Origin of the sequence: Streptomyces sp. NBC_00285, from assembly GCF_036174265.1 — a bacterium.
Classification (GTDB): Bacteria; Actinomycetota; Actinomycetes; order Streptomycetales; family Streptomycetaceae; genus Streptomyces.
Genome location: NZ_CP108055.1, coordinates 10,116,532 through 10,141,166 on the forward strand (window position 1 = coordinate 10,116,532; position 24,635 = coordinate 10,141,166).

At 69.4% G+C, this 24,635-nt stretch carries 23 protein-coding genes and 2 pseudogenes; 8 read left to right on the forward strand and 17 right to left on the reverse strand.

Going from position 1 to position 24,635, the window contains the following annotated elements; translation table 11 throughout:
* Positions 1-4: 4 nt before the first annotated feature.
* From iolD to iolC, 4 genes are read right to left on the reverse strand one after another with little or no spacing between them, the layout of a single operon-like run.
* Positions 5-1,888, reverse strand: a complete 1,884-nt coding sequence (gene iolD / locus OHT57_RS46240) for a 3D-(3,5/4)-trihydroxycyclohexane-1,2-dione acylhydrolase (decyclizing) (RefSeq protein WP_328752975.1) — start codon at positions 1,886-1,888, stop codon at positions 5-7.
* Positions 1,885-2,760, reverse strand: coding sequence for a 5-deoxy-glucuronate isomerase (iolB, locus tag OHT57_RS46245; RefSeq protein ID WP_328752976.1), 876 nt, complete (start codon positions 2,758-2,760; stop codon positions 1,885-1,887). Before iolB ends, iolD begins: the two co-directional genes overlap by 4 nt.
* Entirely contained in the window at positions 2,757-3,626 is an 870-nt protein-coding gene (locus OHT57_RS46250; RefSeq protein WP_328752977.1) for a Cgl0159 family (beta/alpha)8-fold protein, read from the reverse strand. The genes iolB and OHT57_RS46250 overlap by 4 nt, the downstream gene beginning before the upstream one ends.
* A 7-nt stretch (positions 3,627-3,633) precedes the next feature.
* On the reverse strand, positions 3,634-4,614 hold the full coding sequence (gene iolC, locus OHT57_RS46255; protein WP_328752978.1) for a 5-dehydro-2-deoxygluconokinase: 981 nt from the start codon (positions 4,612-4,614) through the stop codon (positions 3,634-3,636).
* Between the two features lie 223 nt (positions 4,615-4,837).
* Here iolC and OHT57_RS46260 point away from each other — a divergent pair, with 223 nt between their 5' ends.
* Positions 4,838-5,833 (forward strand): LacI family DNA-binding transcriptional regulator, encoded by a 996-nt coding sequence (locus tag OHT57_RS46260; RefSeq protein ID WP_328753525.1) that lies wholly within the window; start codon positions 4,838-4,840, stop codon positions 5,831-5,833.
* A 7-nt stretch (positions 5,834-5,840) separates the two neighbouring features.
* On the opposite strand, the gene OHT57_RS46265 is transcribed toward OHT57_RS46260, so the two are convergent.
* From OHT57_RS46265 to OHT57_RS46310, 11 genes are all read right to left on the reverse strand, one after another.
* Complete coding sequence (locus OHT57_RS46265) at positions 5,841-6,911, reverse strand: Gfo/Idh/MocA family protein (RefSeq protein ID WP_328752979.1); 1,071 nt, start codon at positions 6,909-6,911, stop codon at positions 5,841-5,843.
* Positions 6,912-6,913: 2 nt separating this feature from the next.
* Entirely contained in the window at positions 6,914-7,912 is a 999-nt protein-coding gene (locus OHT57_RS46270; RefSeq protein WP_328752981.1) for a Gfo/Idh/MocA family oxidoreductase, read from the reverse strand.
* The gene (locus tag OHT57_RS46275) at positions 7,909-8,814 is read right to left on the reverse strand and encodes an ATP-binding cassette domain-containing protein (protein ID WP_328752982.1); all 906 of its coding nucleotides are present in this window, start codon (positions 8,812-8,814) and stop codon (positions 7,909-7,911) included. The genes OHT57_RS46270 and OHT57_RS46275 overlap by 4 nt, the downstream gene beginning before the upstream one ends.
* Positions 8,815-8,819: 5 nt before the next feature.
* Complete coding sequence (locus OHT57_RS46280) at positions 8,820-9,896, reverse strand: ABC transporter permease (RefSeq protein WP_328752983.1); 1,077 nt, start codon at positions 9,894-9,896, stop codon at positions 8,820-8,822.
* Positions 9,896-10,900 carry a sugar ABC transporter substrate-binding protein gene (locus OHT57_RS46285; protein ID WP_328752984.1) on the reverse strand — a complete coding sequence of 335 codons (1,005 nt, stop codon included), beginning with the start codon at positions 10,898-10,900 and terminating at the stop codon, positions 9,896-9,898. Before OHT57_RS46285 ends, OHT57_RS46280 begins: the two co-directional genes overlap by 1 nt.
* A 1,046-nt stretch (positions 10,901-11,946) precedes the next feature.
* Positions 11,947-13,431, reverse strand: a complete 1,485-nt coding sequence (locus tag OHT57_RS46290; RefSeq protein WP_328752985.1) for a UDP-N-acetylmuramoyl-L-alanyl-D-glutamate--2,6-diaminopimelate ligase — start codon at positions 13,429-13,431, stop codon at positions 11,947-11,949.
* 403 nt (positions 13,432-13,834) lie between these two features.
* A complete protein-coding gene (locus OHT57_RS46295; RefSeq protein ID WP_443053573.1) occupies positions 13,835-14,002 on the reverse strand; it encodes a hypothetical protein in 168 nt (55 codons plus the stop codon).
* Positions 13,999-14,151, reverse strand: coding sequence for a DUF6192 family protein (locus tag OHT57_RS47645; RefSeq protein ID WP_443053574.1), 153 nt, complete (start codon positions 14,149-14,151; stop codon positions 13,999-14,001). The genes OHT57_RS46295 and OHT57_RS47645 overlap by 4 nt, the downstream gene beginning before the upstream one ends.
* Before the next feature lie 144 nt (positions 14,152-14,295).
* On the reverse strand, positions 14,296-14,874 hold the full coding sequence (locus OHT57_RS46300; RefSeq protein ID WP_328752986.1) for a TetR/AcrR family transcriptional regulator: 579 nt from the start codon (positions 14,872-14,874) through the stop codon (positions 14,296-14,298).
* A 167-nt stretch (positions 14,875-15,041) separates the two neighbouring features.
* Positions 15,042-16,433 (reverse strand): amidase, encoded by a 1,392-nt coding sequence (locus OHT57_RS46305; RefSeq protein ID WP_328752987.1) that lies wholly within the window; start codon positions 16,431-16,433, stop codon positions 15,042-15,044.
* Positions 16,420-16,629, reverse strand: a complete 210-nt coding sequence (locus OHT57_RS46310) for a hypothetical protein (protein WP_073919938.1) — start codon at positions 16,627-16,629, stop codon at positions 16,420-16,422. The genes OHT57_RS46305 and OHT57_RS46310 overlap by 14 nt, the downstream gene beginning before the upstream one ends.
* Before the next feature lie 127 nt (positions 16,630-16,756).
* On the opposite strand from OHT57_RS46310, the gene OHT57_RS46315 reads away from it, so the two are divergent.
* Genes OHT57_RS46315 through OHT57_RS46325 form a run of 3 tightly spaced genes read left to right on the forward strand, consistent with a single transcriptional unit; the run spans position 16,757 to position 18,506 of the window.
* Entirely contained in the window at positions 16,757-17,056 is a 300-nt protein-coding gene (locus OHT57_RS46315; protein WP_328752988.1) for a hypothetical protein, read from the forward strand.
* A gap of 38 nt (positions 17,057-17,094) precedes the next feature.
* Complete coding sequence (locus OHT57_RS46320; RefSeq protein WP_328752989.1) at positions 17,095-17,553, forward strand: hypothetical protein; 459 nt, start codon at positions 17,095-17,097, stop codon at positions 17,551-17,553.
* Between the two features lie 50 nt (positions 17,554-17,603).
* A complete protein-coding gene (locus OHT57_RS46325) occupies positions 17,604-18,506 on the forward strand; it encodes an MBL fold metallo-hydrolase (protein WP_328752990.1) in 903 nt (300 codons plus the stop codon).
* Positions 18,507-18,906: 400 nt separating this feature from the next.
* On the opposite strand, the pseudogene OHT57_RS46330 reads toward OHT57_RS46325, so the two are convergent.
* Positions 18,907-19,333: pseudogene (locus OHT57_RS46330) on the reverse strand (RacP protein).
* 3 nt (positions 19,334-19,336) lie between these two features.
* A pseudogene (locus OHT57_RS46335) lies at positions 19,337-19,627 on the reverse strand (DUF6192 family protein); the annotation flags it as partial.
* Between the two features lie 278 nt (positions 19,628-19,905).
* Between OHT57_RS46335 and OHT57_RS46340 the strand changes: the two are divergent.
* From OHT57_RS46340 to OHT57_RS46355, 4 genes are all read left to right on the forward strand, one after another.
* Entirely contained in the window at positions 19,906-20,913 is a 1,008-nt protein-coding gene (locus OHT57_RS46340) for a LacI family DNA-binding transcriptional regulator (protein ID WP_328752991.1), read from the forward strand.
* Positions 20,914-21,403: 490 nt separating this feature from the next.
* Complete coding sequence (locus tag OHT57_RS46345) at positions 21,404-22,702, forward strand: extracellular solute-binding protein (RefSeq protein WP_328752992.1); 1,299 nt, start codon at positions 21,404-21,406, stop codon at positions 22,700-22,702.
* A 43-nt stretch (positions 22,703-22,745) separates the two neighbouring features.
* Entirely contained in the window at positions 22,746-23,723 is a 978-nt protein-coding gene (locus tag OHT57_RS46350; RefSeq protein WP_328752993.1) for a carbohydrate ABC transporter permease, read from the forward strand.
* Positions 23,724-23,729: 6 nt separating this feature from the next.
* Positions 23,730-24,617 (forward strand): carbohydrate ABC transporter permease, encoded by an 888-nt coding sequence (locus OHT57_RS46355; protein ID WP_328752994.1) that lies wholly within the window; start codon positions 23,730-23,732, stop codon positions 24,615-24,617.
* The last annotated feature ends 18 nt before the right edge of the window (positions 24,618-24,635 follow it).

The following is a 24,635-nucleotide window of genomic DNA, read 5'->3' on the forward strand; positions in this document are numbered from 1 at the left end:
GTCCTTAGAGGTAGTGGCGCTGTGCCTGCTTGTGGGCGGCGTAGGTGTCGTAGGCGGCCTGTGTGCTGTCGAGTGCGGAGACCTCGCTGACCGGTACGTCCCACCAGCCGTGGGCGGGCGGGTTGGGGCCGTACAGGTCGGTCTCGACGTGGACGACGGTGGTGCGGGTGGCCGCCTTCGCCTTCTCCATGGCCGAGCGGAACTCCTCGACGCTGGTGGCGTGCAGGACGTCCGCGCCGAGGCTGGACGCGTTGGCGGCGAGGTCGACGGGGAGCGCCTCGCCGTCGAGAAGGCCGGAATCGTCGTTGCGGAAGCGGTACTTGGTGCCGAACCGCTGCGAGCCGAGAGATTCTGACAGTGAGCCGATGGAGGCGAAGCCGTGGTTCTGTACGAGGACGACGATGACCTTCAGCCCCTCGGAGACCATGGTCACGATCTCCTGGGCCATCATCAGGTATGAGCCGTCACCGACCAGGACGACGACCTCACGCGACGGGTCGGCCATTTTGGCGCCGACGCCGGCCGCGACCTCGTAGCCCATGCAGGAGTAGGCGTACTCGACGTGGTAGGCCTTGGGGTCACGGGCCCGCCACAGTTGCTGCAGGTCACCCGGCATGGAACCGGCCGCGTTGATGACGACTGCGCGGTCGTCCAGGACGTCGTTGAGCGCGCCCAGGATCTGTGTCTGGGCGGGCAGCCCGCCGGTGTTGCGGTCCGGGGCGAAGCAGGTCTCTTCGATCTGCCGGCTGCGGGCGATGAGTTCACGCGTGCGCGTCCGGTACTCCGGAGCCACCTCCCAGCCCTCCAGCGCGTCGGAGAGGGCTTCGATGCCGAGCCGGGCGTCGGCCACCAGTGGCTCCGCCGAGTGCTTGACGGCGTCCAGGCGGGCGACGTTGAGGTTGACGAAAGTGACGTCGGGGTCACCGAAGACGGTGTGGCTGGCCGTGGTGAAGTCGGAGTACCGGGTCCCGATACCGAGGACGACATCGGCTTCACGAGCCAGCTCGTTGGCCGCGTAGGAGCCGGTGGAGCCGATGCCGCCCACCGCGCAGGGGTGGTCCCAGGGCACCGCGCCCTTGCCCGCGTGCGTGTCGGCGACCGGGATGCCGGTGGCGTCGGCGAACGCGCGCAGTGCGCTCTCCGCACCCGAGTACACGGTGCCGCCACCGGCCACGATCAGCGGCTTCCTGGCGTTCTTGAGCAGGGCTGCGGCCCGTGCGACGGCGGCTGCCTCCGGCACCGGGCGGCAGACATGCCACACCCGGCGCCGGAAGAAGGAGAGGGGCCAGTCGTGTGCTTCGGCCTGCACGTCCTGCGGCAGTGCCAGGGTGACGGCCCCGGTCTCCACCGGATCGGTCAGCACCCGCATGGCCGCCAGCGCGGCCGGGATCAGCTGCTCGGGCCGCTGTATCCGGTCGAAGTACTTCGATACGGCGCGGAAGGCGTCGTTGACCGTGACGTCGCCGCCTCGGGTGTCCTCCAGCTGCTGGAGCACCGGGTCGGCGGCCCGGGTGGCGAACATGTCCGAAGGCAGCAGCAGCACCGGGATGCGGTTGGTGGTGGCCAGTGCCGCGCCCGTGATCATGTTCGTGGAGCCGGGGCCGGTGGAGGTCGTGCAGGCGAAGGTCGCCAGCCGGTCACGCATCTTCGCGTAGGCCACCGAGGCGTGCACCATGCCCTGCTCGTTGCGGGCGAGGTAGTACGGCAGATCCGCCTCGCGGGTGACGGCGGCCTGGAGGAGGGCCTGGCCGATTCCGGCCACGTTGCCGTGCCCGAAGATGCCCCACACCCCGGGGATCAGGCGCTGTTCCTGGCCGTCCCGCTCGCTGTACTGGTTGGCGAGGAAGCGCACCAGGGCCTGCGCGGTGGTCAGTCGTACGGTGTTCATCGGTTCTCTCCGAAGGGCAGGCGGTCGTCGACGTCCTGCGTGTCCCAGGTGGCGCGCACCCAGCCGTGGGCGGGGTCGTCGCAGATCAGCCAGGCCCGGTCCAGTCCAGGCCCCGCCATGACGTTGAGGTAGTAGAGGTCATGGCCCGGCGCGGCGATCGAGGGGCCGTGCCAGCCGTGCGGGATCAGCACGGTGTCGCCGGAGCGGATCTCGGCGAGTACGTCCATGGGCCGTTCGGGCGTGCCGTAGACCCGCTGGTAGCCGAAGCCGTTCTCGCCGCCGGAGATCTCGAAGTAGTAGATCTCCTCCAGCTCCGACTCCTCACCGGGCCGGGCCTCGTCGTGCTTGTGCGGCGGGTAGGAGGACCAGTTGCCGCCGGGGGTGAGCACCTCGCACACCAGCAGCTGCTCGGCGTCGAAGGTCCCGGGCAGGCAGTAGTTGTTGACCTGCCGGGAGCAGGCGCCGGCACCGCGCAGTTCGACGGGGACGTCCTCCTTGCGCCCGTACCGAGCCGAGTGACCTCCCTGCTCGGTACGGGCGCAGGGCAGCGCGAACGACCCTCCCGTCACGCTGCTGATCAGGGCCTCCGACGCGCGGGGAAGATAGGCGAAGTCGGTGACTGAGGCGAACACGTCTGCCCGACCGGCGAGTTCGAAGGTCGTGCCGCCCGTGGTGACGGTGCAGGAGCCCGTCAGAGGCAGGACCAGGAACTCGCTCTCCCCGGTGGGCAGAACGTGCTCGCCGCCCGGATCCAGGGTCAGGACCTTGAGTCCGGAGTATCCCCAGCCCGCTGACTCCGGCGTGACCAGGAGGTCGTAGGGCCCGTCGGCCGAAGTCCCCTTCGGCAGGTGGTACTTGCCGGTGTCGCTCACAGCAGGCTCACCGCCCGGTCCACGGCACCGGCGACATCGCCGTTCGAGGGGTAGAGCAGGGAACGGCCGACGACCAGGCCCTGCGCGGTGGGTTGCTTCAGTGCCTTGCCCCAGGAGGCGAAGGCCGCGTCGGCGTCCTTGACCTCACCGCCGAGCAGCAGCGCCGGGAGAGTGGAGGAGGCGAGGACCCGCTCCATGTCGTCCACGACCGGCAGCTTCAGCCAGGTGTAGGCGGTGCGGCGGCCGAGTCCCGAAGTGATGGTGACCGACTTGACGACGGCGTCGGTGGACAGGTCGTTGCGGATCCTGCCGTTCTCCCAGACCGAGATGAACGGCTCGACCATCGCGATGAGTTGACGGTCGTTGAGTTCGTCGACCGCGCGGGCGGTGTTCTCGAGCACGGACGGGGTGATGGGGTCCTGCAGGGCGATGCGGGTGAGCATCTTGCCGCCGTCGAAGCCCATCGCGGCGATGGTGGCGGCGTCGTAGCCGGTGAAGCGGTCGTCGATCTCGAAGACGGAGCCGGCGAGGCCGGCGCGGTTCATGGAGCCGAAGACACTCTTGCCGTCGAGGACGCCCAGCAGGAGCAGGTCTTCGAGGATGTCGGCGGTGGCGAGTACGCCGGTCACACCGGGGCGGTCCAGCGCGATGCACAGGCGGTCGAGAAGGCGGGAGCGGTCGGCCATGGCGGACGGGTCGGCGCCGACGCGGTTGGCGCCCCGCGCCGGGTGGTCGGCGGCGACGATCATGGCCCTGCCGTGCTCGCCCAGCAGTGCGGTGGCCTTGACACGTCGCGTGGCGGCGGCTGCGATGGCGCCGGGTTCGTTGACCCGGGCGGCCACGATCCGGCTGAGGTGGTCGGGCATCTGGTCGTCAGGCCTTTCGTTCCGTGAGGGCTTCGGCGGGGCCGGCAGATGCCTCGCGGAGCGTGGCGTCGACCTCGGTCTGGGTGGGCATGGCGTCGGAGCAGGACAGCCGGGACGCGACGATGGCGCCGGCGGCGTTGGCGAAGGCGACCGTGCGGTGGGTGTCCCAGCCGGACAGCAGTCCGTGGCAGAGAGCCCCGCCGAAGGCGTCGCCGGCACCCAGTCCGTTGACCACGTCCACCGGGACGGGCGGGATCTCAGTCCTGGAGCCGTCCCGGTCCATGGCCAGGACGCCCTTCGGGCCCTGCTTCACCACGGCCAGCTCCACACCCGCCGCCAGCAGTGCCTTCGCGGCCGCGTACGGCTCCCGCTCACCGGTGGCGACCTCGCACTCGTCGAGATTCCCGACCGCCACCGTCGTATGGCGCAGCGCTTCTTGGTAGTACGACCGCGCGGCGGCCGGATCGGCCCAGAACATGGGCCGCCAGTCCAGGTCGAACACCGTCGCCCCCGACGCGGCCCGGTGCGCCAGCGCGGCGAGCGTGGCCGACCGGCTCGGCTCCTCGCTCAGCCCGGTCCCCGTCACCCAGAACACCGTCGCGTCCCGTACCGCGTCGAGGTCCAGTTCGTCGGCCCGGACATCCAGGTCCGGGGCCTTCGGCAGCCGGTAGAAGTAGAGCGGGAAGTCGTCCGGCGGGAAGATCTCGCAGAAGGTCACCGGTGTCGGCGCGATGTCCGACGTCCCGACGAACCGGGCGTCCACGCCGTAGCCGTTCAGCGCCTGTCGCACGAAGTCCCCGAACGGATCCTGCCCGGTCTTCGTGATCACGGCCGCCGTCCGCCCGTACCGCGCCGCCGCCACGGCCACATTCGTCGGGCTGCCGCCGAGGTACTTGCCGAACGAGGTGACCTCGGCGAGCCCCACACCGGTCTGGAGCGGATACACGTCCACCCCCACCCGGCCCATGGTCAGCACTTCGAACGGCATGACGCTTGTTTCCCTTCGCTCCGGAGACTCCGGGGAGCTGCGACAGGATGTCGCAGAAGAACCTCTGTCGCGCTCTACTAGCGCGCTCTAGTGCTAGTACGATGACCCCAGTCCAAATGTCATGTCAATAGCCTGTTGCCGTAGGATTTCGAGATCACGGCCATGGTGGGCGGCATCGGAGGGTGGGTTCACGGTGGATGCATCGGGCAGGCAGCGGCCCACGATGGCGGACGTCGCCAAGAAGGCGGGTGTCTCGCGGGCGCTTGTCTCGATCGTGTTCCGCAACCAGCCGGGCGCGAGCGAGGAGACCAGGCAGCGGGTACTGCGCGTCGCCGACGAGATCGGCTACCGGCCCGACAGCGCGGCCCGACTACTGGCCCGGGGTCGCAGCCGCACGCTCGGCGTGATGTTCACCGTCCAACAGCCCTTCCACACCAATCTCATCGAGGGCATCTACCCCGAGGCCGAGCGACTCGGCTACGAGGTGCTGCTCTCCGGCGCCACCCAGAGCCGCAGCGAGGAGAAGGCCGTGGAGGCGCTGCTCAGTCACCGCTGCGAGGCGGTGATCCTGCTCGGCTCCTTCGCCGAGCCCGCTTTCCTCGACGAGATCGGACGCCGCACGGTCGCCGTCTCCGTCAGCCGCCGCGTCGCGCACGCCCACGTGGACTTCGTGCACTCCGCCGAGGGCAAGGGCGTACGGCAGGCCATGGACCACCTGGTCGAGCTGGGGCATCGCACGATCGTGCACATCGACGGCGGCCGTGGTCCGGGCTCGGCCGAGCGCCGTCGCGCCTACCGGGCCGCGATGCGCCGACACGGACTGCAGGCCGAGGAACGGATCATCCCCGGTGAGCACACGGAACAGTCCGGCATCGAGACCGGTCGCCTTCTGGTGGCGGAGCGCGACGAGGGGCGGGTACTTCCCACCGCGGTCCTGGCGGGCAACGACCGCAACGCGATGGGTCTGTTGATCTCCCTCACCCGGGCGGGCATCGAGGTTCCGCGCGATCTGTCCGTGGTCGGTTACGACGACAGCCATCTCTCCCATCTCATGCCGATCGGCCTGACCACCGTGCGTCAGGACGCGGGGCTCATGGCCGAGTACGCGGTACGTTTCGCGGTGGAACGCCTGGAGGGACCCCAGCGGGAGCTGCAGGAGGCGGTGGTGGAGCCGAAGCTCGTGGTCCGGGGGACCAGCGCACCACCGCCGGCGGACTGAGGGGGCGTCAGGCGGCGTCGAGCGGCACTCCTGCCCCGCGCTCCCGCTCTTCCGGGAAGATGATGCCGCCCTGCCGCCGGATGTCGTCCATCACCTTCAACGTGGTCACGGAGTCGCCCAACGGGCGCAGCGGTGACTGGAGTTGGCTTCCGGCGATGCGGCGCGCCACCTCCGCGGCCTCGAAGTGCAGCGCGTCATGGGCGGTGTGCGGTTCGGTGTACGTCATCCGCGTGCCGCTTCCGGCGAGCGTGAGGACGATGTCGCCGGGCTGGTGGAACGGGCCCGGCAGATGCAGCGTGCCGTGGGTGCCGGCGATCGTGGCCGTGGTGGGCGTGTCACTGAAGAGGGTGGTGTGGATGATGCCCTGAGCGCCGTCGGCGCCCCGGAGGAGGGCGGAGGTCTGGCCGTTGACGCCCGCCGGGTGTGGCTGGGCGGAGGCCAGCACTTCCACGGGTGTGCCGAGGACCGAGACGGCGAAGGCGACGGGATACGTGCCCAGATCGAGGAGGGGGCCTCCCGCCAGGTCGGGTCGGAGGATGCGGTGCCCGGCGGCGAAGTGTTCGCCGTGGTCGGCCAGCACTGTGCGGATACCGCCGAGGGCGCCGGAGTCCAGGATCTGCCGGACGACGTCGAACCGGGGAAGGAAGAAGCTCCACAGGGCCTCGGCGCAGAACAGGCCGCGTTCCTTGGCGAGTTGAGCGATCTCGGTGGCCTGGACGGCGTTCAGGCCGAGCGGTTTCTCCACCAGTGTGTGCTTGCCGCCTTCGAGGGCGATCCGGGCGCACGCCAGGTGGGCGGTGTGTTCGGTGGCGACGTACACGACGTCGACGTCTGCCGCCGCGGCCAACTCCTCGTAGGAGCCGTAGGGGTGGGGGATGGAGTGGCGGTCCGCGAACTCCCGGGCGCGGGTGACGTCGCGGGATGCGACGGCCGTGAAGCGCTGCCGGGTGTTGCGCTGTACGGAACGCACGAAGTGTTCGGCGATCCAGCCGGTACCGAGCACGCCCCACCGTAGTACGGGAGCATCTCCTGGGTCCGGGGTGCGCGGAGCCGGCAGGACGCTGGGGAAGACGGGCATGTTCAGACCTCCGGGACCTGGACGGTGACGGTCCGGCCCCCGTTCTTCATGGACGTGATGACGGCCTCGGCCACCGCGTTCGCCTGCAGACCGTCGTGCGCCGTGGCCAGAGGCGGCGGGCTGCCGGCGGCCACGGCATCGATCCAGACCTGGAGTTCGAGGCGGTAGGCGTCGGCGAACCTGGGCCGCCAGTCGGCCGGGTAGCCCAGCGAACGGGACCGGGCCGAGTCGGCGACCAGTCGGGCAGGGTTGGTCAGGGCCAACGTGCCGTGCTCGCCCACGACTTCACAGCGGACGTCGTAGCCGTACTCGGCGTTGAGGAACACCTCTACGGTCGTCAGCGCACCGTTGGCGGTGCGCAGCAGCATCAGGTGCGGGTCGCGTAGCCCGGTCGATGCGCAAGCGGAGCGGGGGGCATGCCAACTTACGTCCACGACCGGGGAGTTGAGCAGCCACGGCACGGTGTCGAACTCGTGGATCGCCGACCCGGTGACGCTCGACTCGTCGGTGGCTCCGGGCGCGGAGGAGACCCCTCGACTGACACAGTGCAGCAGCAGCGGCGCCCCGCAGACCCCTGCGGCCAGCGCCTCCCGCAGCTCCACGAAGGCCGGGTCGAAACGACGCATGAACCCCAGCGAGATCAGCGGTCGGCCTGCTCGTCGTTCCTCGTGCACGACACGGAGACATGCGTCGAGGGTGGGGGCGAGGGGCTTCTCGCACAGAACGGGTTTTCCCGCCCGTACGGCCGCGACGGACAGGTCGGCGTGGGTGGAGTCGTGCGAGGCCACGACGACGGCGTCGACCGCCGGGTCGGCGATCACCGCGTACGGGTCTGCGGTGGCGCGGGCGCCCGGGAGGCCACCGGCGACGCCGGTGGCCCGTCCCTCGTCGAGGTCGGCGACCATGGTGACCATGGCGCCGCAGACATCTCGGTGCAGGGTCTTCGCGTGATCGGCGCCCATGTTGCCGGCGCCGATCACTCCGATCCGCAGGGTGGTCATGCCTCGGCCTTGCCCGCCGAGGCCCTGAGATCCGTCTCCTCGGGGAGTTCGTCGACATCGACGCCGCGGACCTGGGACAACTCGTGCTTGAGTGCGGCGAGTTCGGTGCCGCCGGCCATGTGGTTGGTGAGTTTTTCCAGCGTGATCTGCTCGCGGGCGGCGGAGAGTTCCATGGTTCCGAGGCGCAGGACGCTGAAGTGGTCGCCGACCATGTAGGCGTGGTGCGGGTTGTGGGTGATGAAGATGACGCCGAGGCCGCGGTCGCGGGCGGCGGCCACGTACTTGAGGACGACGCCGGACTGCTTGACGCCGAGCGCGGCGGTGGGCTCGTCGAGGATGAGGACGCGGGCGCCGAAGTAGACGGCGCGGGCGATGGCCACGCACTGGCGCTGGCCGCCGGAGAGGGTTCCGATGGGCTGGTCCAGGTCGTCCAGGACGATGCCCATCTCACGCAGTTCGTGGTCGGCGGTCTTCTTCATCGTCTCGATGTCGAGACGGCGGACGGGCCAGGGGCCCTTGGTCATCTCGGAGCCGAGGAAGAAGTTGCGCCACACCGGCATCAACGGCACGACGGCCAGGTCCTGGTAGACCGTCGCGATCCCCCTGTCCAACGCCTGGCGGGGGGTGGTGAAGTGCACCGGCTCGCCGTCGACGAGGAACTCGCCCTCGGTGTGCTGGTGCAGCCCGGAGATGATCTTGATGAGGGTGGACTTGCCGGCGCCGTTGTCACCGAGGACGCAGGTGACCTGGCCGGGGCGGACGGCGAGGTCCACACCGTGCAGGGCGCGGACGTTGCCGTAGGCCTTGCCCGCGTTGCGCAGCTGGACGAGGGGACGGTCCCCGTCCGTGGACGGCGTGTCGGTCTGGGTCGCGCCGTGGGTGCCGGGCGTGTTGTCGGTCATGAAGGTCACCTCCGGGTCGCGGTGCGCTGCACCCACAAGTTGATGAGGACGGCGCCGAGGAGCATCACGCCCAGGAACGACTTGAACCAGTCGGGATTCCAGCCCGCGTACACGATGCCCTGCTGCACCATGCCGAACATGAACGCCCCGAACACCGGGCCGATCGCGGAGCCGGCACCGCCGGTCAGCAGACAGCCGCCGATGACCGCGGCGGAGATGTAGATGAGCTCCTGGCCCACGCCCTCGCCGGACTGGACGGTGTTGAAGGAGAACAACTGGTGCATGCCGACGAACCAGGCGCCGAACCCGACCAGCATGTACAGCGAGATCTTCGTGAACGCCACGGGCACGCCGACGGCCCGCGCGGAGTCCTTGTTGCCACCGACCGCGAAGATCCAGTTGCCGTACCTCGTACGCAGCAGCACCCAGGTGGCGACGGCCGCGAACACCAGCCACCACACGATGGTGATCTTCACCTGGACGCCGCCGACGTCGAACGAGGACGCGAAGACCTTTTTGGCCTGGCCGAAGCCGCTCATGTCACTGATGTCGTCGGTGGCGACGTTCCCGGTGACCAGCTTGGTGACGGCGAGGTTGACGCCCTGGAGGATCAGGAAGCTGCCCAAGGTGACCAGGAAGCTCGGCAGCCCCGTCTTGACCACCAGCCAGCCGTTGAGGAACCCGATCCCCAACGACACCAGCAGTGCGGCGATCACACCGACCCACACGTTCGCGGTGAGTTGGTAGCTGAGCATGCTCGCGGTCAGGGCCGAGGTGATGACGGCGACGCCGGCGGAGAGGTCGAACTCGCCGCCGATCATCAGCAGGGCAACCGGCAGAGCCATGATCCCGATGGTCGACGATCCGTAGAGGATGTTCGCCATCGAGGCGCCATCCCGCACCGGCGGAGCGGCGATCAGGAAGAACACGTATACGGCGGCGGCGCCGAGGAAGACGCCCACCTCAGGACGCGCCAACAGCCGTAGAGCCAGGGGCCGTTCAGAGGTCCGGCCGTCGGTTTCCTTCGGGCCGGGGGCCGGCGGTGAGGTCACCGCCGGCCCGGCGTGCTGGGTCATACTCATCACCGGGTTCCGTTGGCGGCGAACTTGGCGACCTGGTCCACGTTCTCCTTGGTGATGAAGGCGGGGCCCGTGAGGACCGGGGCTGTGCCGCCGCCGCTGAAGTTGCCGTTGTTCTTGTAGAGCCAGAGCGAGTCGACTGCCAAGTAGCCCTGCAGGTAAGGCTGCTGATCGACCGCGAACTCGACGGTCCGGCTCTGGACGGCCTTGACGAGTTCCTTGTTGAGGTCAAACGTGGCGATCTTCGCCTTGCTGCCCGCGTCGGACAGCGACTGCACGGCGGTCAGGGCGATCGGCGCGCCGAGGGTGACGACCTGGTCGATGGACGAGTCCTGCCTGAGCTTTGCCGTGATTGTCGCCTTCACGGAGGGCATGTCGGTGCCGTTGACGTAGAGCGTGTCGGTCTTGCCGCTGAAGCCCTTCCTCAGACCGGCGCAGCGGGCCTCCAGAGCGACCTGCCCCTGCTCCTGGATGACACAGAGGGCGTGCTTGGCGCCGAGTTCGTTGAGGCGCGCCCCGAAGGCCTGGCCCGCGATGTTCTCGTCCTGACCGAAGTACTCCAGCAAGCCGAGCTTGTTCCAGTCACTGACACCGGAGTTGAAGCCAACGACCGGGATACCGGCCGACTTCGCCTTGTCGATGACGTCCTTGAGGGCGTCGGGCTTGGCGGCCGTCAGGGCGATGCCGTCGACCTTCTGGTCGATGGCGTTCTGGACGAGGTTGGCCTGGTTCCCGGCGCTGGGGTCGGAGGAGTAGACGAGCTTGATGTTGTCCTTGGCGGCGGCGGCCTGAGCACCCTTGCGTACCAGATCCCAGAAGGTGTCGCCGGGGGAGGCGTGGGTGACCATGGCCACCGTCATACGTGGAGTGGTGGCCTTGCCCGCGGAGGCCGCCGCGCCGTCGTCCTCGGACTTCTTGCCGCCGGAGCTGCTGGAGCAGCCGGCGGCGCACAGCGCGCCGGCCAGCAGGGTGGCGGTCAGAGTGGCGGCTCGGTGGTTTCTGTGCATGTCCCTTGCACCTCACTGTGCTGATCAGGGTGGGTATGGGATGCGGAGCCGGGGAGGAGGACCCGGCCCGGCGGGGGAACAGCTCTGCCGTGTAGGGCGCGGAAATGCTGACTACGACAGCGGGTGTGTGCTGTCCAACAACCTCTAGAGCGCGTTACTAGCGCGCGCTAGTTCACGTACTATGAAACGCCTCCAAGGCGATGTCAAGAGATTTGTCAGGACGTATCGACAAGGCTCCCGGCGACCGCTCGGACGGCTGGTGGGCGGGCTCGGAGGCGAGCGGAGTTCCCGCTCTCGAACGACACCGTCACCGCCAAGCGTGTTCCTCCGGCCTTCGGAGTCGGCCACGACGGTCCTCGGTATCGCGACCTCACGAGCGCTGTGTCGAGCAAGACCCGCGGAAGGACGGCGTGGTGACGTTCGGCCGCGGCAACTGCGCCGGCGGCTCGCTGACGTCCGACCGTGCCGCGCCGGCCTGGCGGGCGAAGCGGACGGAGTCGTCACACGCGTAGTGCCGGAGACCGACCCGCAGGGTGCCGCCATCGATGGTGGCTGCGGTTCGTCCCGAGTGATCGGTGCGTCAGGCCGCGAGGCGGAGTCTGCCCCGGCAGTGGGCTTGGTGGACCGGACGGTGCTCCTGCTTGAGGTGCAGAGCGAAGTAGGCGTCGAATTCGCCGTTGCTGATCAGGGCCCGCGGTTTCGGGACGGCTTCGGCTCCGGTTCGGCTCCGGCGAGTGACCAGCGGCGCCGGTGATGTCGAGACGGTCCTTGACTGCCAGGTGGCGGAACGCGTCCTCAGTGATGCCGACAGCGACGGGCTGGCCGCACCTCATCGGGCGATATGGGGCCACAAGGCCCTGCGTGTAGCGGGCAGCGGGTCCCTGACCGCGCTGGGGGCCGACGATGTGGTGGACGACCACCTGCGCTTCCGTCAGGGTTGTGGACCTTGCCATTGCGCATCAGCCAGCGGGTCGGCGTCTGGAGCAGCTGCACGTTTTCGTGCCCGGCACTGCAACCAGTGCCGGATGTCAAGCAGGCCAGTACGCCTACCGCGTGGCGAGCTCGCGTACCGTCGCCATGTCGCTGAACGGCAGCAGTTCCTCGTTGACGATCTGGTAGGTCTCGCTGCCTTTGCCCGCGATCAGGATGACGTCGCCGCGCTGTGCGGCGGACAGGGCGAAGGAGATGGCACGGCGGCGGTCGGCGAACCGCTCGAAAGTGGTGCCGCTCGCGAGCAGCCCCGGGACGATCTGATCCATGATCGCCCGGGGATCTTCGTTCCGGGGATTGTCCGAAGTGAGAACGCACAGATCGGAGTAGGTGCCGGCGATCTTCCCCATCCGGGCGCGCTTGGTGATGTCCCGGTCCCCGCCGCAGCCGAAGACCGTGACGACCCGGCCAGAGGCGAAGCCGCGGATGGTGGTCAGCACCTTCTCCAGTGAGTCCGGGGAGTGCGCATAGTCCACGATGACGGACGTGCCGTCCGGGGTCTCGTAGCGTTCGAACCTTCCCGGGATCGGGGGCATCTGCTCGAGAGCGGCGACCAGTCCGGCCAGACTGTGCCCGATGAGGTGGCAGGCTGCGACAGTGGCCAGTGCGTTGGAGACGGAGAACCGTCCAGGCACGGGGATCGCCGCCGGATACTTGTGGCCGGCGTGGTGCAGGGTGAAGCGGGTGCCGGCGGCGTCCATGGTGAGGTCGGTCGCCCGGTAGTCCGCCTCCGCGTCGATGCCGTACGTGACGACCGCGCCGGGCATCAGCGCCCCGACGCAGGCTCCGACCGGGTCGTCGGCGTTGACCACCGCGCGCCGGCACAGCCCCTGGAACAGACGCAGTTTGGCGTCCCGGTAGTTCTCCATGGTGCCGTGGTCGTCCAGGTGATCCTGCGTCAGGTTGGTGAACACCCCTACGTCGATGAACGAGTGGTCGAGGCGGTGGGTCAGCAGGCCCATCGACGTGGCTTCGAGGGCCACGACGGCGACACCGCGGTCGCGCATGCACCCGAGCAGATACTGGAAGTCCGGCGACTCCGGTGTGGTCAGTACCGACTGCGGCATCGGGATCAGTTCGTCGCCGATCCGGCTGCCGCCCGTCCCGATGACCCCCACCCTGGCGTGCTCGGCGACCCTCAGCACCGACTCCACCATGGAGGAGACCGACGTCTTCCCGTTGGTGCCCGTGACCGCCACCATCTTCATCTGCCGGCCTGGCTCCCCGTGGTAGCGGGAGGCGACGACAGCGGCCGCCTTGCGCGTGTCCGCGACGGCTACGACGCATACACCAGCTGCCGACGCCCAGGTCGCGACCGGAAGTTGGGCCGTCGCGGAGCAGATGAGTATCGCCACCGCGCCGCGTGCGAGAGCCGGTCCGATCGACTCCGGGCCGCCCTCGCGATGGCCGGGTACCGCGATGAACAGGGATCCCGGAGCGACGCGGTGGGCGTCGATGTAGATGCCTGCGGTGATCCCCGTCTCCGGATCGCCCTGGATGACTTCATGATCGTGCCCGGCGAGCAGCTCGCTCAACTTCACAAGGGTCCTCTCGAAGATGCGCCGGCTGCCGGTCGTCTGGCGGGCGGCGCGCAGGCGGCGCCAGGGCGCCAAATGATGACAAAGCGGGGGAATTGTGGCGAGAGCCGTCGCCGTGCGGTTGCAGAGGCGGGGAAGGGCAGCCGCGCAAAATGGTCCACCAGCAGGGGCGGAATGATCTGGGAAATGCCGAGAAGTGCCCGGACTCGCTAGCCGTGGCCGTGCAACGCGCGACAGTAGATCGCCGACGCGTTCACCGGGTCGACGGCCGCCGTGCACGCGGCGGACGGGCACAGGGCATGAGCGGCCTGGAACAGGCACTCTCTCATTGCGTATGTGCGACCCATGTGTGGAGTGTACGTCCAGCCGCGGGGGCGATCGTCCACCGCTCGTGCGCACTTCTGGCTTACTGCTGCCGTGCTGCCTCCGGCACCCGCGCCGCGAGGAACGCCGTGCGGCGGCGCAGCCAAAAGCCCGGCGACTCGTACAGCCGGATGGCGTTTGTGTGGCGCGCGGAGGTGTGCAGGAAGGGCCTCTCGTCGCGGGCTCTCGCAGAACGCGCCCAGATCGTCATTTGTGAGAGTGGCGCAACGTGAGATCCGTGGCCCCGGGCGGCTGGTGCCCGCGCAGGCGGGGCACCAGCCGGCTCGCCCCGGCGACAGAGCCCTGACAGACGCCGATCAAGTCGGTGAACTCCATGGCCCGGTGGAAGCCCCGCATCATCGCCGCCGGATCAACGGCGCCGTCGTCCTCTGCGAGATCAATGCCACAGGCCGAAGGCCCTCGCCTCGCCCGAGCCGCGACAGCCCGCGGGCATGAGCAACGGTGAATCTGGGCGCCTCCTGCGCGGGCCGCGAGGAATCTGGATCATGGGAGGGGGTGTTCTTCGCCCGCGTCGAGGAGCTCGGTCACGAGCCGACGGGCGTACGCGGCGTCGAGTCCGGCCGGGCGGAAGAGGATGCGGTACATCATGGGGGCGACCACGCGGTCCATCGCCGTCTCGACGTCGGGAGCGTTCTCCTCGCGGCCGATCGCGCGGGCGAGCATGACGTCGACCTGTTCGGCCGCGTAGGCCGAGCACTGACCGGCGTAGCTGCCGTCCGGGCCGCCGAGCAGAGCGTCACGGATGTAGGCGCGGCCGGAGGGGGACGACATCTCGTCAAGGAACTGTTCGGCCCAGGCCGTCAGGTCGGACAGCAGGTCACCGTGGTCCTCCGGCGCAGTGTCGGGCCGTAGGCGCTCCACCGCGACGTCCGACAGCAGCTCCTGAAGGTCGCCCCAGCGGCGGTAGATCGTCGAGGGGGTGACTCCGGCGCGCTGGGCGACCAACGGGACGGTCACCGCGTCGCGGCCCCGCTCCGACAGGATGTCGCGGACAGCGGTGTGCACCGAAGCCTGGACCCGTGCACTGCGCCCGCCGGGGCGCACCATCGGCTTACGACTCATGACCCCACCTTAAAGCACGGATTTTGCGTTTAGGTGGAGTGTGCCGGCTCGACGGCCGCGCCAGGGCTCCCTCGCCGGTCTCCCCGCTGCGCGCATCCGGTCCTGATCCCGACCGGAGCCGAACGGCATAGGGGCCGGTCCGGAACCGCCCGGCCCGCACGCCGCTCTCAAGCGGCCGGCGCGAGCGACCGGGCGGACTGCGTCCGCTCGTAGGCGTGGCCCACCCGCAGCAGCTGCCGCTCGCCGAAGGGCCGCCCGAGCAGCTGCATGCCGATCGGCATGCCCGCCGTGTCGTGGCCCACCGGGACGGACAGAGCGGGCACTCCGGTGATGTTGGCCGGGGAGGACAGACGCACGTAGGCGTCGGAGACGGCCTCGGTCGAGCCGTCGGACCAGGTGACGCTCTCCTGACCGGCCTTCACCGCGGTCATCGGGACCGCCGGGGCGGCGATCACGTCGACCCTCTCCAGAACGCGAGCCCATTCCTCCCGCATCAGCGTCCGGGAGCGCTGGGCACGCAGATAGTCGCCCGCGCCCATCAGCTCACCGGCCTCCAGGAGGATGCGGACGTCCGCCTGGTACAGCTCGGGGACCGTGCGCAGCGTGCCCTCGTGGTAGGCGGTGGCCTCCGGAACCATCAGCCCCCACTGCGTGGCCTGGATGTACCGGGTCATCGGGATGTCGATCTCGACGAGATGGACGCCGAGCGTCTCCAGCTGCGCGATGCCCCGGCGGACGGCGGTCTCCACCTCCGCGTCGACATGGTCGAAGTAGTAGTTGCGCGGTACCCCGACGCGCATGCCCTCCAGGTCCGGCTCCCGTTCCGGCCGGTGGTCGACGGCGGAGGTGTCCAGCGAGGCGGGGTCACGCGGGTCGTGCCCGGCGAGGATGTTCAGGACCAGGGCCGCGTCCTCGACGGTGCGGGTGACCGGGCCGACGTGGTCCAGCGACCAGGACAGCGATGTGACGCCGTGGCGCGGCACCAGCCCGTAGGTCGGCTTGAGGCCGACGACCCCGTTCAGCGCGGCGGGAACCCGGATCGACCCGCCGGTGTCGGTGCCGAGGGCGAAGGTCGCCGCCCCGGCCGCCACCGCGACGGCGGACCCGCCGCTGGAGCCTCCCGCGACCCGGCCGCGGTCCCAGGCGTTGCCGGTCTGCGGGGTGGTCAGGCCGTAGGCGAACTCGTGGGTGTGGGTCTTGCCGACCAGGACGGAGCCTGCGGCCCGCAGCCGGGCGGCGACCGTGCTGTCGGCGGCGGCGCGGTGGCCGGCCCGGACCCGGGAACTGGCGCTGGTGGGCGAACCGGCGACGTCGATCAGGTCCTTGAGCCCGGCCGGGACGCCGTGCAGCGGCCCCCGGAACATGCCGCGGGCCGCTTCCTGCTCGGCCTCCCGCGCCGCGCCGCGGGCCTGCTCAGCGGTGACCGCGACGTACGCCTCGACGTGCGGGTCCACCTGGTCGATGCGTTCGAGGACCGAGTCCACCAGCTCGACGGGGGACAGCCGGCGGGCCCGGATCTGCTGCGCGGCGTCGGCGAGGGTCAGCTCATACGGCTGCATCGTGCTTCTCCTTTCCGGCGCGGTAGGCGCCGGCGGGCGGGGTGTCCCCGAAGTCCAGCTCACGCAGGACCGAGACGACGGAGTGGATGTGGTCGGCGGTGGCGGCGACTGCGGCGTGGCGGTCATCGGGCAGCGGAAGTCCGGCACGGGCGGCCCAGCGGGCGGCCTCGGGCGGCGTGAGTTCAACGGAAGGCACAGGTTTCTCCTGATCAAGGGCGTGGCGACGAAGCACCCCGCAGCAAAAGCTAACAGTTTGCTTTAACTCGACCGTAGGTCCTACGGTCGAGTTAAAGCAAATACATTGCATTTACGGAAGGAGTCCCATGCCCGGCGTCATCTCCGACGTACAAGCGCTGGCCGACGCGCCAGCGATCTCCGACGCACCCGCGGCGTCCGGCGCACCCGCGCACATCGCTTATCAGGCCACCCGCACCCGTACGAAGAGGCGCACGGCTTCCTTCGCCCTCGACGTGTCGATACTCGCGGCCCTCCTGGCCGCGTCCAGCGCTCCGACCCCGCTCTACCCTCTCTACCAGGACCAGCCCTACTGGCCTCAGGCGCTGCTGTCGGCACCGTCTGGGCGCTGGGCGGCTTCTACTCCTCCCTCGGCCCGGCCCTCGTAGGCCTGGTGGCCCCCGACGCCCCGCAAGCAGCCCGTGGCATGGTCTTCTTCACCCTCAGTGCCGCCGCCGCGCTCACCGTATGGGCGCTGCGGCGCAGGCCGCCCCGCGCCACGGCGATCGGCGGCTGCCTGTCCGTCCTGCCCGCCGCAGCCCTGACCCTGAGCGGTCTGCACGGCGCCGGGCTGCCCGCCGTCTACGGCGGCGCGGTGCTGGCGGGCATCGCCTTCGGCGCCGTTTCCCAGGGGGCGCTGCGTATGCTCCTCGCCTCGCTCGACGAGCGGGACCGCGCCGCGACACTGGCCGCCTACTACATCCTCAGCTACCTCTCGATGAGCCTGCCCGCCGTCGCCGCGGGCGCCGCCACCCAGCACTACGGGCTGGGGACCACCTCACACGCCTACGCCATCACCGCCGCTCTCGTCGCCCTGGCGGCCCTGGCGGCACTCACCGCGTCACGACGCGTAGCGGCCAGCCCCGAAGCCGACCGCTCCCGCTGAAGAGAACAACCGACCGCTTCCGCTGAAGAGATCAAGGGAAACGACACACCATGCACACCTCCCCCGCCACCGCCCCCGTCCCCTCCTGGACCGTGGGCGGCGTCACCGTCCACCGCATCGACGAGGTCGCCCTGCCGCCCGCGACCGGACCCTGGCTGCTGCCCGACGCCACCCCGGAGGTGGTGACCGCCCAGGACTGGCTGCACCCCCACTTCGCTGGCCAGGACGGGATTCTGCACATCGACAGCCACAGCTTCGCGTTCGTCGTGAACGGGCTGCGCGTTCTCGTCGACACCGGCATCGGCAACGGCAAGGAGCGGGCCAACCCGGCCTGGCACAACCTGCGGACCGACTTCCTGGAGCGCCTCACCGCCGCCGGTTTCCCCCCGGACTCCGTCGACCTGGTGATCCTCACCCACCTGCACGCCGATCACGTCGGCTGGAACACACGGCAGGTGAACGGCGAATGGGTCCCCACCTTCTCCAACGCCCGCTACCTCACCTCCCGCACGGAGCGGGAGTTCTGGGCCACGTACGACATGGAAGCGGCACGCGAACAGATGTTCCGCGACTCCGTGATCCCGGTCGAACAGGCGGGTCTGCTGAGCACGATCGACGTCCCGCACAAGGGAGCCGAGATCGCCCCCGGCCTGCGCCTGATCCCGACACCCGGCCACACCCCCGGCCACGTCGCCGTGGAACTGACCAGCCAGGGGGAGACAGCGCTGATCTCCGGCGACTGCGTCCACCACCCCGTCCAGCTCGCCCACCCCGCCATCGGCGCCTGCGTCGACATCGACCCGCGCCAGTCCGAAGCCACCCGCCGCGAGCTGCTCGGCTCCCTCGCCGGCACGGACACCCTCCTCCTCGGCACCCACTTCGCACCGCCCACCGCCGGCCGCGTGGTCGCCCACGGCGACGCCTACCGACTGGAACCCGTCCCCGCTTCCTGATTGCCGTTGCCACGCCGTCTCGGTCACCGCAGGTATGGCCCAGCCCCTCGGACCCCACCACCTCCCACGTACTGGGGGATACGCGGCTTGAGTCGATGGGTTTCCCGCGCTGGAGTCGTATCTGGCGGGGATCGAATCGGACGACGCCGACCTGCAGCCTCAAAGGAACAACATCGAGAGACAGCGGAGGTGTCCCCTCAATGAGACATACAGAAAACCTGCAGACCACTACAGCGGAACGGGACATCCCGATTGCGGGCCTCCGCTGCCCCCGAGGGGCCCGCTCCCGTTCGCGAAAGGTAGGCCCGTCGTGCGGTACGACTGCGCCGTATGCCTGAAGCCGTTACGTAGCGCCCACTCGTCGTCCCAGGTGTCCGAGGGGTAGCAGCGGCCCCACCCGTCAGGCGTCGGTGAAGTCGGCGATCACATCGAGCGTGGACTCGACCGAGTTGAGCTGGGTGTTCAGGTGTTTGATCCACCGGCCTTGGGTTGGAGAGCGGCGTGCGGGGCGACGGTTCCGGTGATGAAGCGGCGGATCTCGGTGAGCTTGCCGTGGTGATCGCGACCTCGTATGCCTGGAGTTCGGCGGGGTCGGCGCAGAACTTGTAGCCGTCCGGCCGGGTCCAGATCAGGGGAGGCCAGCCGTGTTCGGTGCTGGTGTCCCGCAGGCAGGCCAGGCCCGAGCGGGTCTGGTGGGGCGACAGCTCGCTGGATCTGACCAGCTGGACGAAGGTCAGACCGGCCGGACGTGCCTCGAACAGCACGAACCGGATGGTGTCGGCGTGTCGCTGGGAGGCTGCCGATCTACGCTCGGAGGCGCGCGGCATCGCCTACTCGCCTTGCAGGAGCCGGGCCAGTTCGCCGTCGACGTCGACCTTCCCGGTGTCGACGGCCGTCTCGATCCAGTCGAGCGTCGCGCGAACGCCGGCGACGTTCTCGTGCACGATCGTGCGTTCGTCGTCACCGAGCTGGCGGTCGCGCAGGCCCGGAACGACCCGGCCGGACGCCGCGACGAACGCGTGGCAGGCGGTGACCAGGTCCAGGAACTCCACCGACCGGTCGATCGCGCGGATCGCCGGCGCGACCGGGCTGGTCTGACCGAAGTCCTCGCGGGCCTGCCGGCCGCCCGCGGCTCCGGCCAGGTCCCCTGCCGCAGAGGACTGTTGGCGACCGCCTCCGGCGCGGCCCCCGTGCCAGCGGGGTCCGAGAGTTGGAAATTCTCTGTAAACGAGTTGATTCCGATGTGTTGACGGCCTGAGCCGCTCGGTGCTTCACTGCCGGAACCGGTTCCGAAACCGGTTCCGGAACCGCTCCCGGTATCGGTTCCGCGGGTCTCTGTACGATCGGCCCTTCGGTGCGGGAGGACGTTCCCGCCGCTGCATGCAGGAGAGGAGGTGGCATGGGAGTCACCATCGCCGACGTGGCCGCCCGGGCCGGCGTCAGCAAAACAACCGTCTCGCGCGTGCTCAACAGCAAGGGCGAGATCAACGAGAACACGGTCCTGAAGGTCCGCAAGGCGATCTCGGAGCTCGGCTATGTGCCGAGCGCCGGTGCGGTCGGCCTCGCCCGCGGCACGACACAGATGATCGGCATGCTGGTCCCTGACCTGGCCTGGGCCTGGGCCGGCATCGTGCAGGCGGTCATCGAGACCCTGGAGACCGAGGGCTTCGGACTGCGCATGCTGACCTGGAACCGCGCAGAGGAATCACTGCGCCGCCTGGGTCTGCAGGTCGCTGCCAAGTCGTTCGACGGTCTGCTGGTGATAGAGCCCGAGGGGGCCATGGGATACATCACCGAACTGCACGAAACGGGGCTGCCGGTCGTGCTGATAGACGACCGTTTCCAGCGGCCGGGGTTCCCCTACGTGGCCACCACCAACCGGGAGGGTGGTGCGCAGGCGGCGCGGCACCTGCTGGAGATCGGGCGCCGTCGTCCTCTGGTGGTCACCGGTCCCGAGGTGTTCGGCTGTACCCGGGAACGGCTGGGCGGCTTCGTCGACGTCTACGCGCAGGCTGGGATCGAGGTCGACCCGCGCGGCATCGTCTGCGGGGACTTCCAGTTCGACGAGAGCCGGAGCGCGGTCGCCCGCGCTCTCGCGGACGGCCTGGAGTTCGACGCGGTCTTCGCGCACAACGATCCCACGGCGGCCGGCGCGCTCACCGCCCTGCACGAGGCCGGCCTGTCGATTCCCCAGGATGTCGCCGTGGTGGGCTTCGACGACGTTGAGATGGCCTCGTATACCTATCCGGCACTGACCACCATCCGCCAGCCCATGCGGGAGATGGGCGAGGCGGCGGCGCGTCTGCTGCTGGACCACGTGCGCGGCTCGCCGGAAGCCGCCTCCTCGCGCACCATTCCGACCAGTCTTGTGGTCCGCGGCTCGACGTTACGGGCGAGCCCGAACTGACGCCATGCCATCGCCAGGCATGGCGTCGGGGCCCCATCGAAGTGTCCGTCTCCGCCGCTCCTGCTCAGCCCCGCAGGCGGAGACGGACCTCCTCCCGACAGGGAACTGACCCCACAGGACCTCGCGCAGGCCGGTAGGTCCTCCCGCTCAACCTGAAGCCGGTGCACGCACCGGCACGACCGGCCCGTTCGACTATCGGCCGGCCTCACCACCCTGCACGCGCAACCCTGTTCACGCGTCACCGCCGAGGTGCTCTTTCCGTCGGCGCCTCCTTCATCCTGCACACCGAACGGCACGCCGGGCCCACCCCTGCCCGGCCGCTACCGCTCCGGACGGACTCCCCAGCCGGGACCTGCGGCTGACCGCCGATGCCACTGCACCGCGGACGGTCCTCACTTCGCGAGCCGGCCCCTCCGGGCACCCGCTCGCTCTCACCCTTCCCCTTCGCCGCCCCCCGCGCCTGTTTCGCTCAATGGCAAGGAGCCGCACTATGCGTACGCCTACTCGTCACACCGTCAGAACAGTCCAGGTCCTGTGCGTCACCGTCACGGCAGCTCTGGTGGCCACCGGATGCGGCCGCAGTGCCGACTCCGGGCCCGGCACGGACGCCCCCGCAAAGCTGGGCAGCGGCAAGGCCACCGGCAAGGTCGTCATGTGGTCCATGGGCGACCCCGACAAGTCCCTGGAGAGCCTGGCCAAGAAGTTCGAGGAGCAGAACCCCGGCGCCAAGGTCCAGATCACCCCGGTGCCCTGGGCCTCCGCCCACGACAAGCTGACCACCGCCATCGCAGGCGGCAACACACCGGACATGTCCGTGATCGGCACCACCTGGATGGCCGAGATGGCTGGCATGAACGGTTTCCAGGCCACCCCGACGTCGATCAAGTCGTCGGACTTCTACCCGGGTCAGTGGGACACCACGAAGTACAAGGACACCTCCTACGGTGTCCCGTTCATCGCCGACACCCAGGCCGTCTACTACCGCAGCGACCTCGCTGCGAAGGCCGGCATCAAGGGCGCCCCGGCCAGTGACTGGGCCGGTTACCTGAAGGACCTGAAGGCCATCCAGGCCACCGCGGGCAAGCAGAACCCGAAGCTGCGCTACGCCAGCGGGTGGCAGATCGGCTTCAACTCCTGGATCTTCCTCCTGCCGCTGGTCTGGCAGCAGGACGGCGACATCTACGACCCGAGCACCAAGAAGTTCACCTTCGACTCACCGGCGGTCGCCAAGGCGCTGGAGTACTACGCGAGCGTTCCCAAGGAGGGCTTGGCGCCGACCGACAAGACGGACAGCCTGCAGGCTTTCCAGGACGGACAGATCGCGGTTTACAAGGACGGCGCGTGGGTCAGCGGCAGCCTCCGCAAAGACGCCCCGAAGCTGGACAGCAAGTGGAAGACCATGCCACTGCCGAAGGGCAAGCAGGCGGCCGGGTTCGCCGGCGGCAGCGACCTGGCGGTGTTCAAGGACGCCAAGAACTCCGACGCGGCATGGAAGTTCGCCCAGTTCCTCACCGAACCCGCCAACCTCGCCGCCTACACGAAGGCAACGGGATCCCTTCCCGCCACGCCGGGGGCGTGGGACGAGGCGAAGTTGAGCGACGACGCGGCGATGCAGGCGTTCGCCGAGCAGCTCAAGGTCAGCAAGGCGCCGCCCGCCATCACCACCTGGCAGCAGGTCGCCGACGCCATCGACTCCGAACTGGAGAGGCTGAGCCTGGGCAAGGCCACCGTCGCCCAGGCGCAGCAGGACCTGCAGTCCAAGGCCACCAGCATCGGCACGGGCCGCTGAACGGCCGCCACGTGCGCACCCCTCGGACGGACGGATGACATCCATGTCCACGAAAACGCTCCCCGGGCGGGGCGACACCCACGAACCGATCCCCGCACGGCCCGAGAAGGGAGCCGGCCGCCTGCGACTCGCCCTCCGCAGCACCGCGCGCGGCAGGCAGACCCGGGCCGCGTGGATCCTCGCGGCCCCGTTCCTCGCCCTGTTCCTGGCGTTCATGCTGGTGCCGGTCGTCTGGTCGCTGCTGATGAGCCTGACCGACACGCAGAGCGCTGATCTGCGGACCCCGCTGAACGTGTCGTTCATCGGCTTCGACAACTACGTGCGGCTCTTCCAGGACGAGCAGTTCGTTCACGCTCTGCGCAACACGGTCGTGTTCGTGGTGGTGGGTTTGCCGCTGACGCTGGCCACCGGGCTGGCCGTGGCGGTCGCCCTCAACAGCGGCATCGGCCGCTTCCGGGCCGTCTTCCGGGTCGGCTTCTACCTCCCGGTGATCACCAGCGTCGTGGCCGTCGCGGTGGTGTGGAAGACGCTGCTGGAGCCGCAGGCGGGGCTGGTGAACACGGTTCTGGGCTGGTTCGGGATCGACGGTCCGGCCTGGCTGGCGGACACCCGGTTCGCTCTCCCCGTCATGATCGTGATGGCGGTATGGCGCAACCTCGGCACCGTCATGATCATCATGCTGGCGGGTCTGCAGTCCGTGCCGCAGTCCCTGATGGAGGCGGCCGAACTCGACGGCGCCGGGGCCTGGCAGCGGTTTTGGCGGGTCACCTTCCCGCTCCTGCGCCCCGCCCTGCTGCTGACCGCGGTCACCACCGGAATCGGCTATTTGCAGTTCTTCGACGAGCCGTTCGTGATGACCGACGGCGGACCGCTGGACTCCACCCTGTCCGCCACGATGTACGCCTACAACCAGTTCGGCAACGGCAACTACGACGTTGCGTCGGCCGCTGGTTACGTCGTCTTCGTCCTCATCATCGCGCTGACCGTGCTGCAGTTCCGCGTGCTGCGAGACAAGGACTGATGCCCCATGAGCACTCTCTCCGCCCTTCGAACGGCCGGGCCGGGCACGGACCGGACTCTGCGGCGGCGTCGTATCCGGCAGAAATGGGGCCATCCCTGGCTGTATCTGCCGCTGTTCGGCTGCCTGCTGCTGATGGTCACGCCGTTTTTGTGGATGCTGTCCGGCTCCTTCAAGCCCGAGGCGGACATCCGCCAGGTGCCGCCGGTCCTGGTCCCCACCTCGCCCACGCTGGCCAGCTACCGGCAGCTGTTCAGCAGCCTGGACTTCACGACCATGTTCGCCAACTCGGTGATCGTGGCTCTGGCCGTGACCGCGGGCAACCTGCTGTTCTGCTCGATGCTCGGCTACGCCCTGGCCAAGCTGGACTTCCCAGGCCGGCGTGCCGTGTTCAGCCTGGTCATCGGCACCCTGATGGTGCCGGGCCTGGTCACGTTCGTGCCCCTGTACGTGCTGGTGGCCAACCTGAAGCTGACCGGCTCGCTGCTCGGGCTGATCCTGCCGTTCCTGGCCGCCCCGTTCGGGGTGTTCCTGATGCGGCAGTTCATCTCCACCCTGCCCGACGAACTCATCGACGCCGCCCGCGTCGACGGCTGCCGGGAACTGGCCATCTACTGGAAGATCATCCTGCCGCTAACCAGGCCGGCCCTCGCCACGCTGGGGATCATCACCTTCCTGGGTTCCTGGAACAACTTTCTGTGGCCGCTGGTCGTGGCCCAGAACGAGGACCAGTACACCCTCCCCGTCGGCCTCGCCCTGGCCTCCAGCGGACAGGACTTCACCCGCTTCGGCGTCCTCCTCGCCGGCGCCGTCGTCGTCCTGCTCCCCGTGATGGTCGTCTTCCTGCTTTTCCAGCGCCACTTCGTTGCCGGCATCGCCACCACAGGCCTGAAGTGACCTCCGCCGCCTACCCCC

Bases quoted from the DNA above. Each gene is read 5' to 3' on its own strand.
- iolD (WP_328752975.1), bottom strand. From the start codon at position 1,888: ATGAACACCGTACGACTGACCACCGCGCAGGCCCTGGTGCGCTTCCTC.
- OHT57_RS46250 (WP_328752977.1), bottom strand. From the start codon at position 3,626: ATGCCCGACCACCTCAGCCGGATCGTGGCCGCCCGGGTCAACGAACCC.
- iolC (WP_328752978.1), bottom strand. From the start codon at position 4,614: ATGCCGTTCGAAGTGCTGACCATGGGCCGGGTGGGGGTGGACGTGTAT.
- OHT57_RS46260 (WP_328753525.1), top strand. From the start codon at position 4,838: ATGGCGGACGTCGCCAAGAAGGCGGGTGTCTCGCGGGCGCTTGTCTCG.
- OHT57_RS46265 (WP_328752979.1), bottom strand. From the start codon at position 6,911: ATGCCCGTCTTCCCCAGCGTCCTGCCGGCTCCGCGCACCCCGGACCCA.
- OHT57_RS46270 (WP_328752981.1), bottom strand. From the start codon at position 7,912: ATGACCACCCTGCGGATCGGAGTGATCGGCGCCGGCAACATGGGCGCC.
- OHT57_RS46275 (WP_328752982.1), bottom strand. From the start codon at position 8,814: ATGACCGACAACACGCCCGGCACCCACGGCGCGACCCAGACCGACACG.
- OHT57_RS46280 (WP_328752983.1), bottom strand. From the start codon at position 9,896: ATGAGTATGACCCAGCACGCCGGGCCGGCGGTGACCTCACCGCCGGCC.
- OHT57_RS46285 (WP_328752984.1), bottom strand. From the start codon at position 10,900: ATGCACAGAAACCACCGAGCCGCCACTCTGACCGCCACCCTGCTGGCC.
- OHT57_RS46295 (WP_443053573.1), bottom strand. From the start codon at position 14,002: ATGACGATCTGGGCGCGTTCTGCGAGAGCCCGCGACGAGAGGCCCTTC.
- OHT57_RS47645 (WP_443053574.1), bottom strand. From the start codon at position 14,151: ATGATGCGGGGCTTCCACCGGGCCATGGAGTTCACCGACTTGATCGGC.
- OHT57_RS46300 (WP_328752986.1), bottom strand. From the start codon at position 14,874: ATGAGTCGTAAGCCGATGGTGCGCCCCGGCGGGCGCAGTGCACGGGTC.
- OHT57_RS46305 (WP_328752987.1), bottom strand. From the start codon at position 16,433: ATGCAGCCGTATGAGCTGACCCTCGCCGACGCCGCGCAGCAGATCCGG.
- OHT57_RS46315 (WP_328752988.1), top strand. From the start codon at position 16,757: ATGCCCGGCGTCATCTCCGACGTACAAGCGCTGGCCGACGCGCCAGCG.
- OHT57_RS46320 (WP_328752989.1), top strand. From the start codon at position 17,095: ATGGTCTTCTTCACCCTCAGTGCCGCCGCCGCGCTCACCGTATGGGCG.
- OHT57_RS46325 (WP_328752990.1), top strand. From the start codon at position 17,604: ATGCACACCTCCCCCGCCACCGCCCCCGTCCCCTCCTGGACCGTGGGC.
- OHT57_RS46340 (WP_328752991.1), top strand. From the start codon at position 19,906: ATGGGAGTCACCATCGCCGACGTGGCCGCCCGGGCCGGCGTCAGCAAA.
- OHT57_RS46345 (WP_328752992.1), top strand. From the start codon at position 21,404: ATGCGTACGCCTACTCGTCACACCGTCAGAACAGTCCAGGTCCTGTGC.
- OHT57_RS46350 (WP_328752993.1), top strand. From the start codon at position 22,746: ATGTCCACGAAAACGCTCCCCGGGCGGGGCGACACCCACGAACCGATC.
- OHT57_RS46355 (WP_328752994.1), top strand. From the start codon at position 23,730: ATGAGCACTCTCTCCGCCCTTCGAACGGCCGGGCCGGGCACGGACCGG.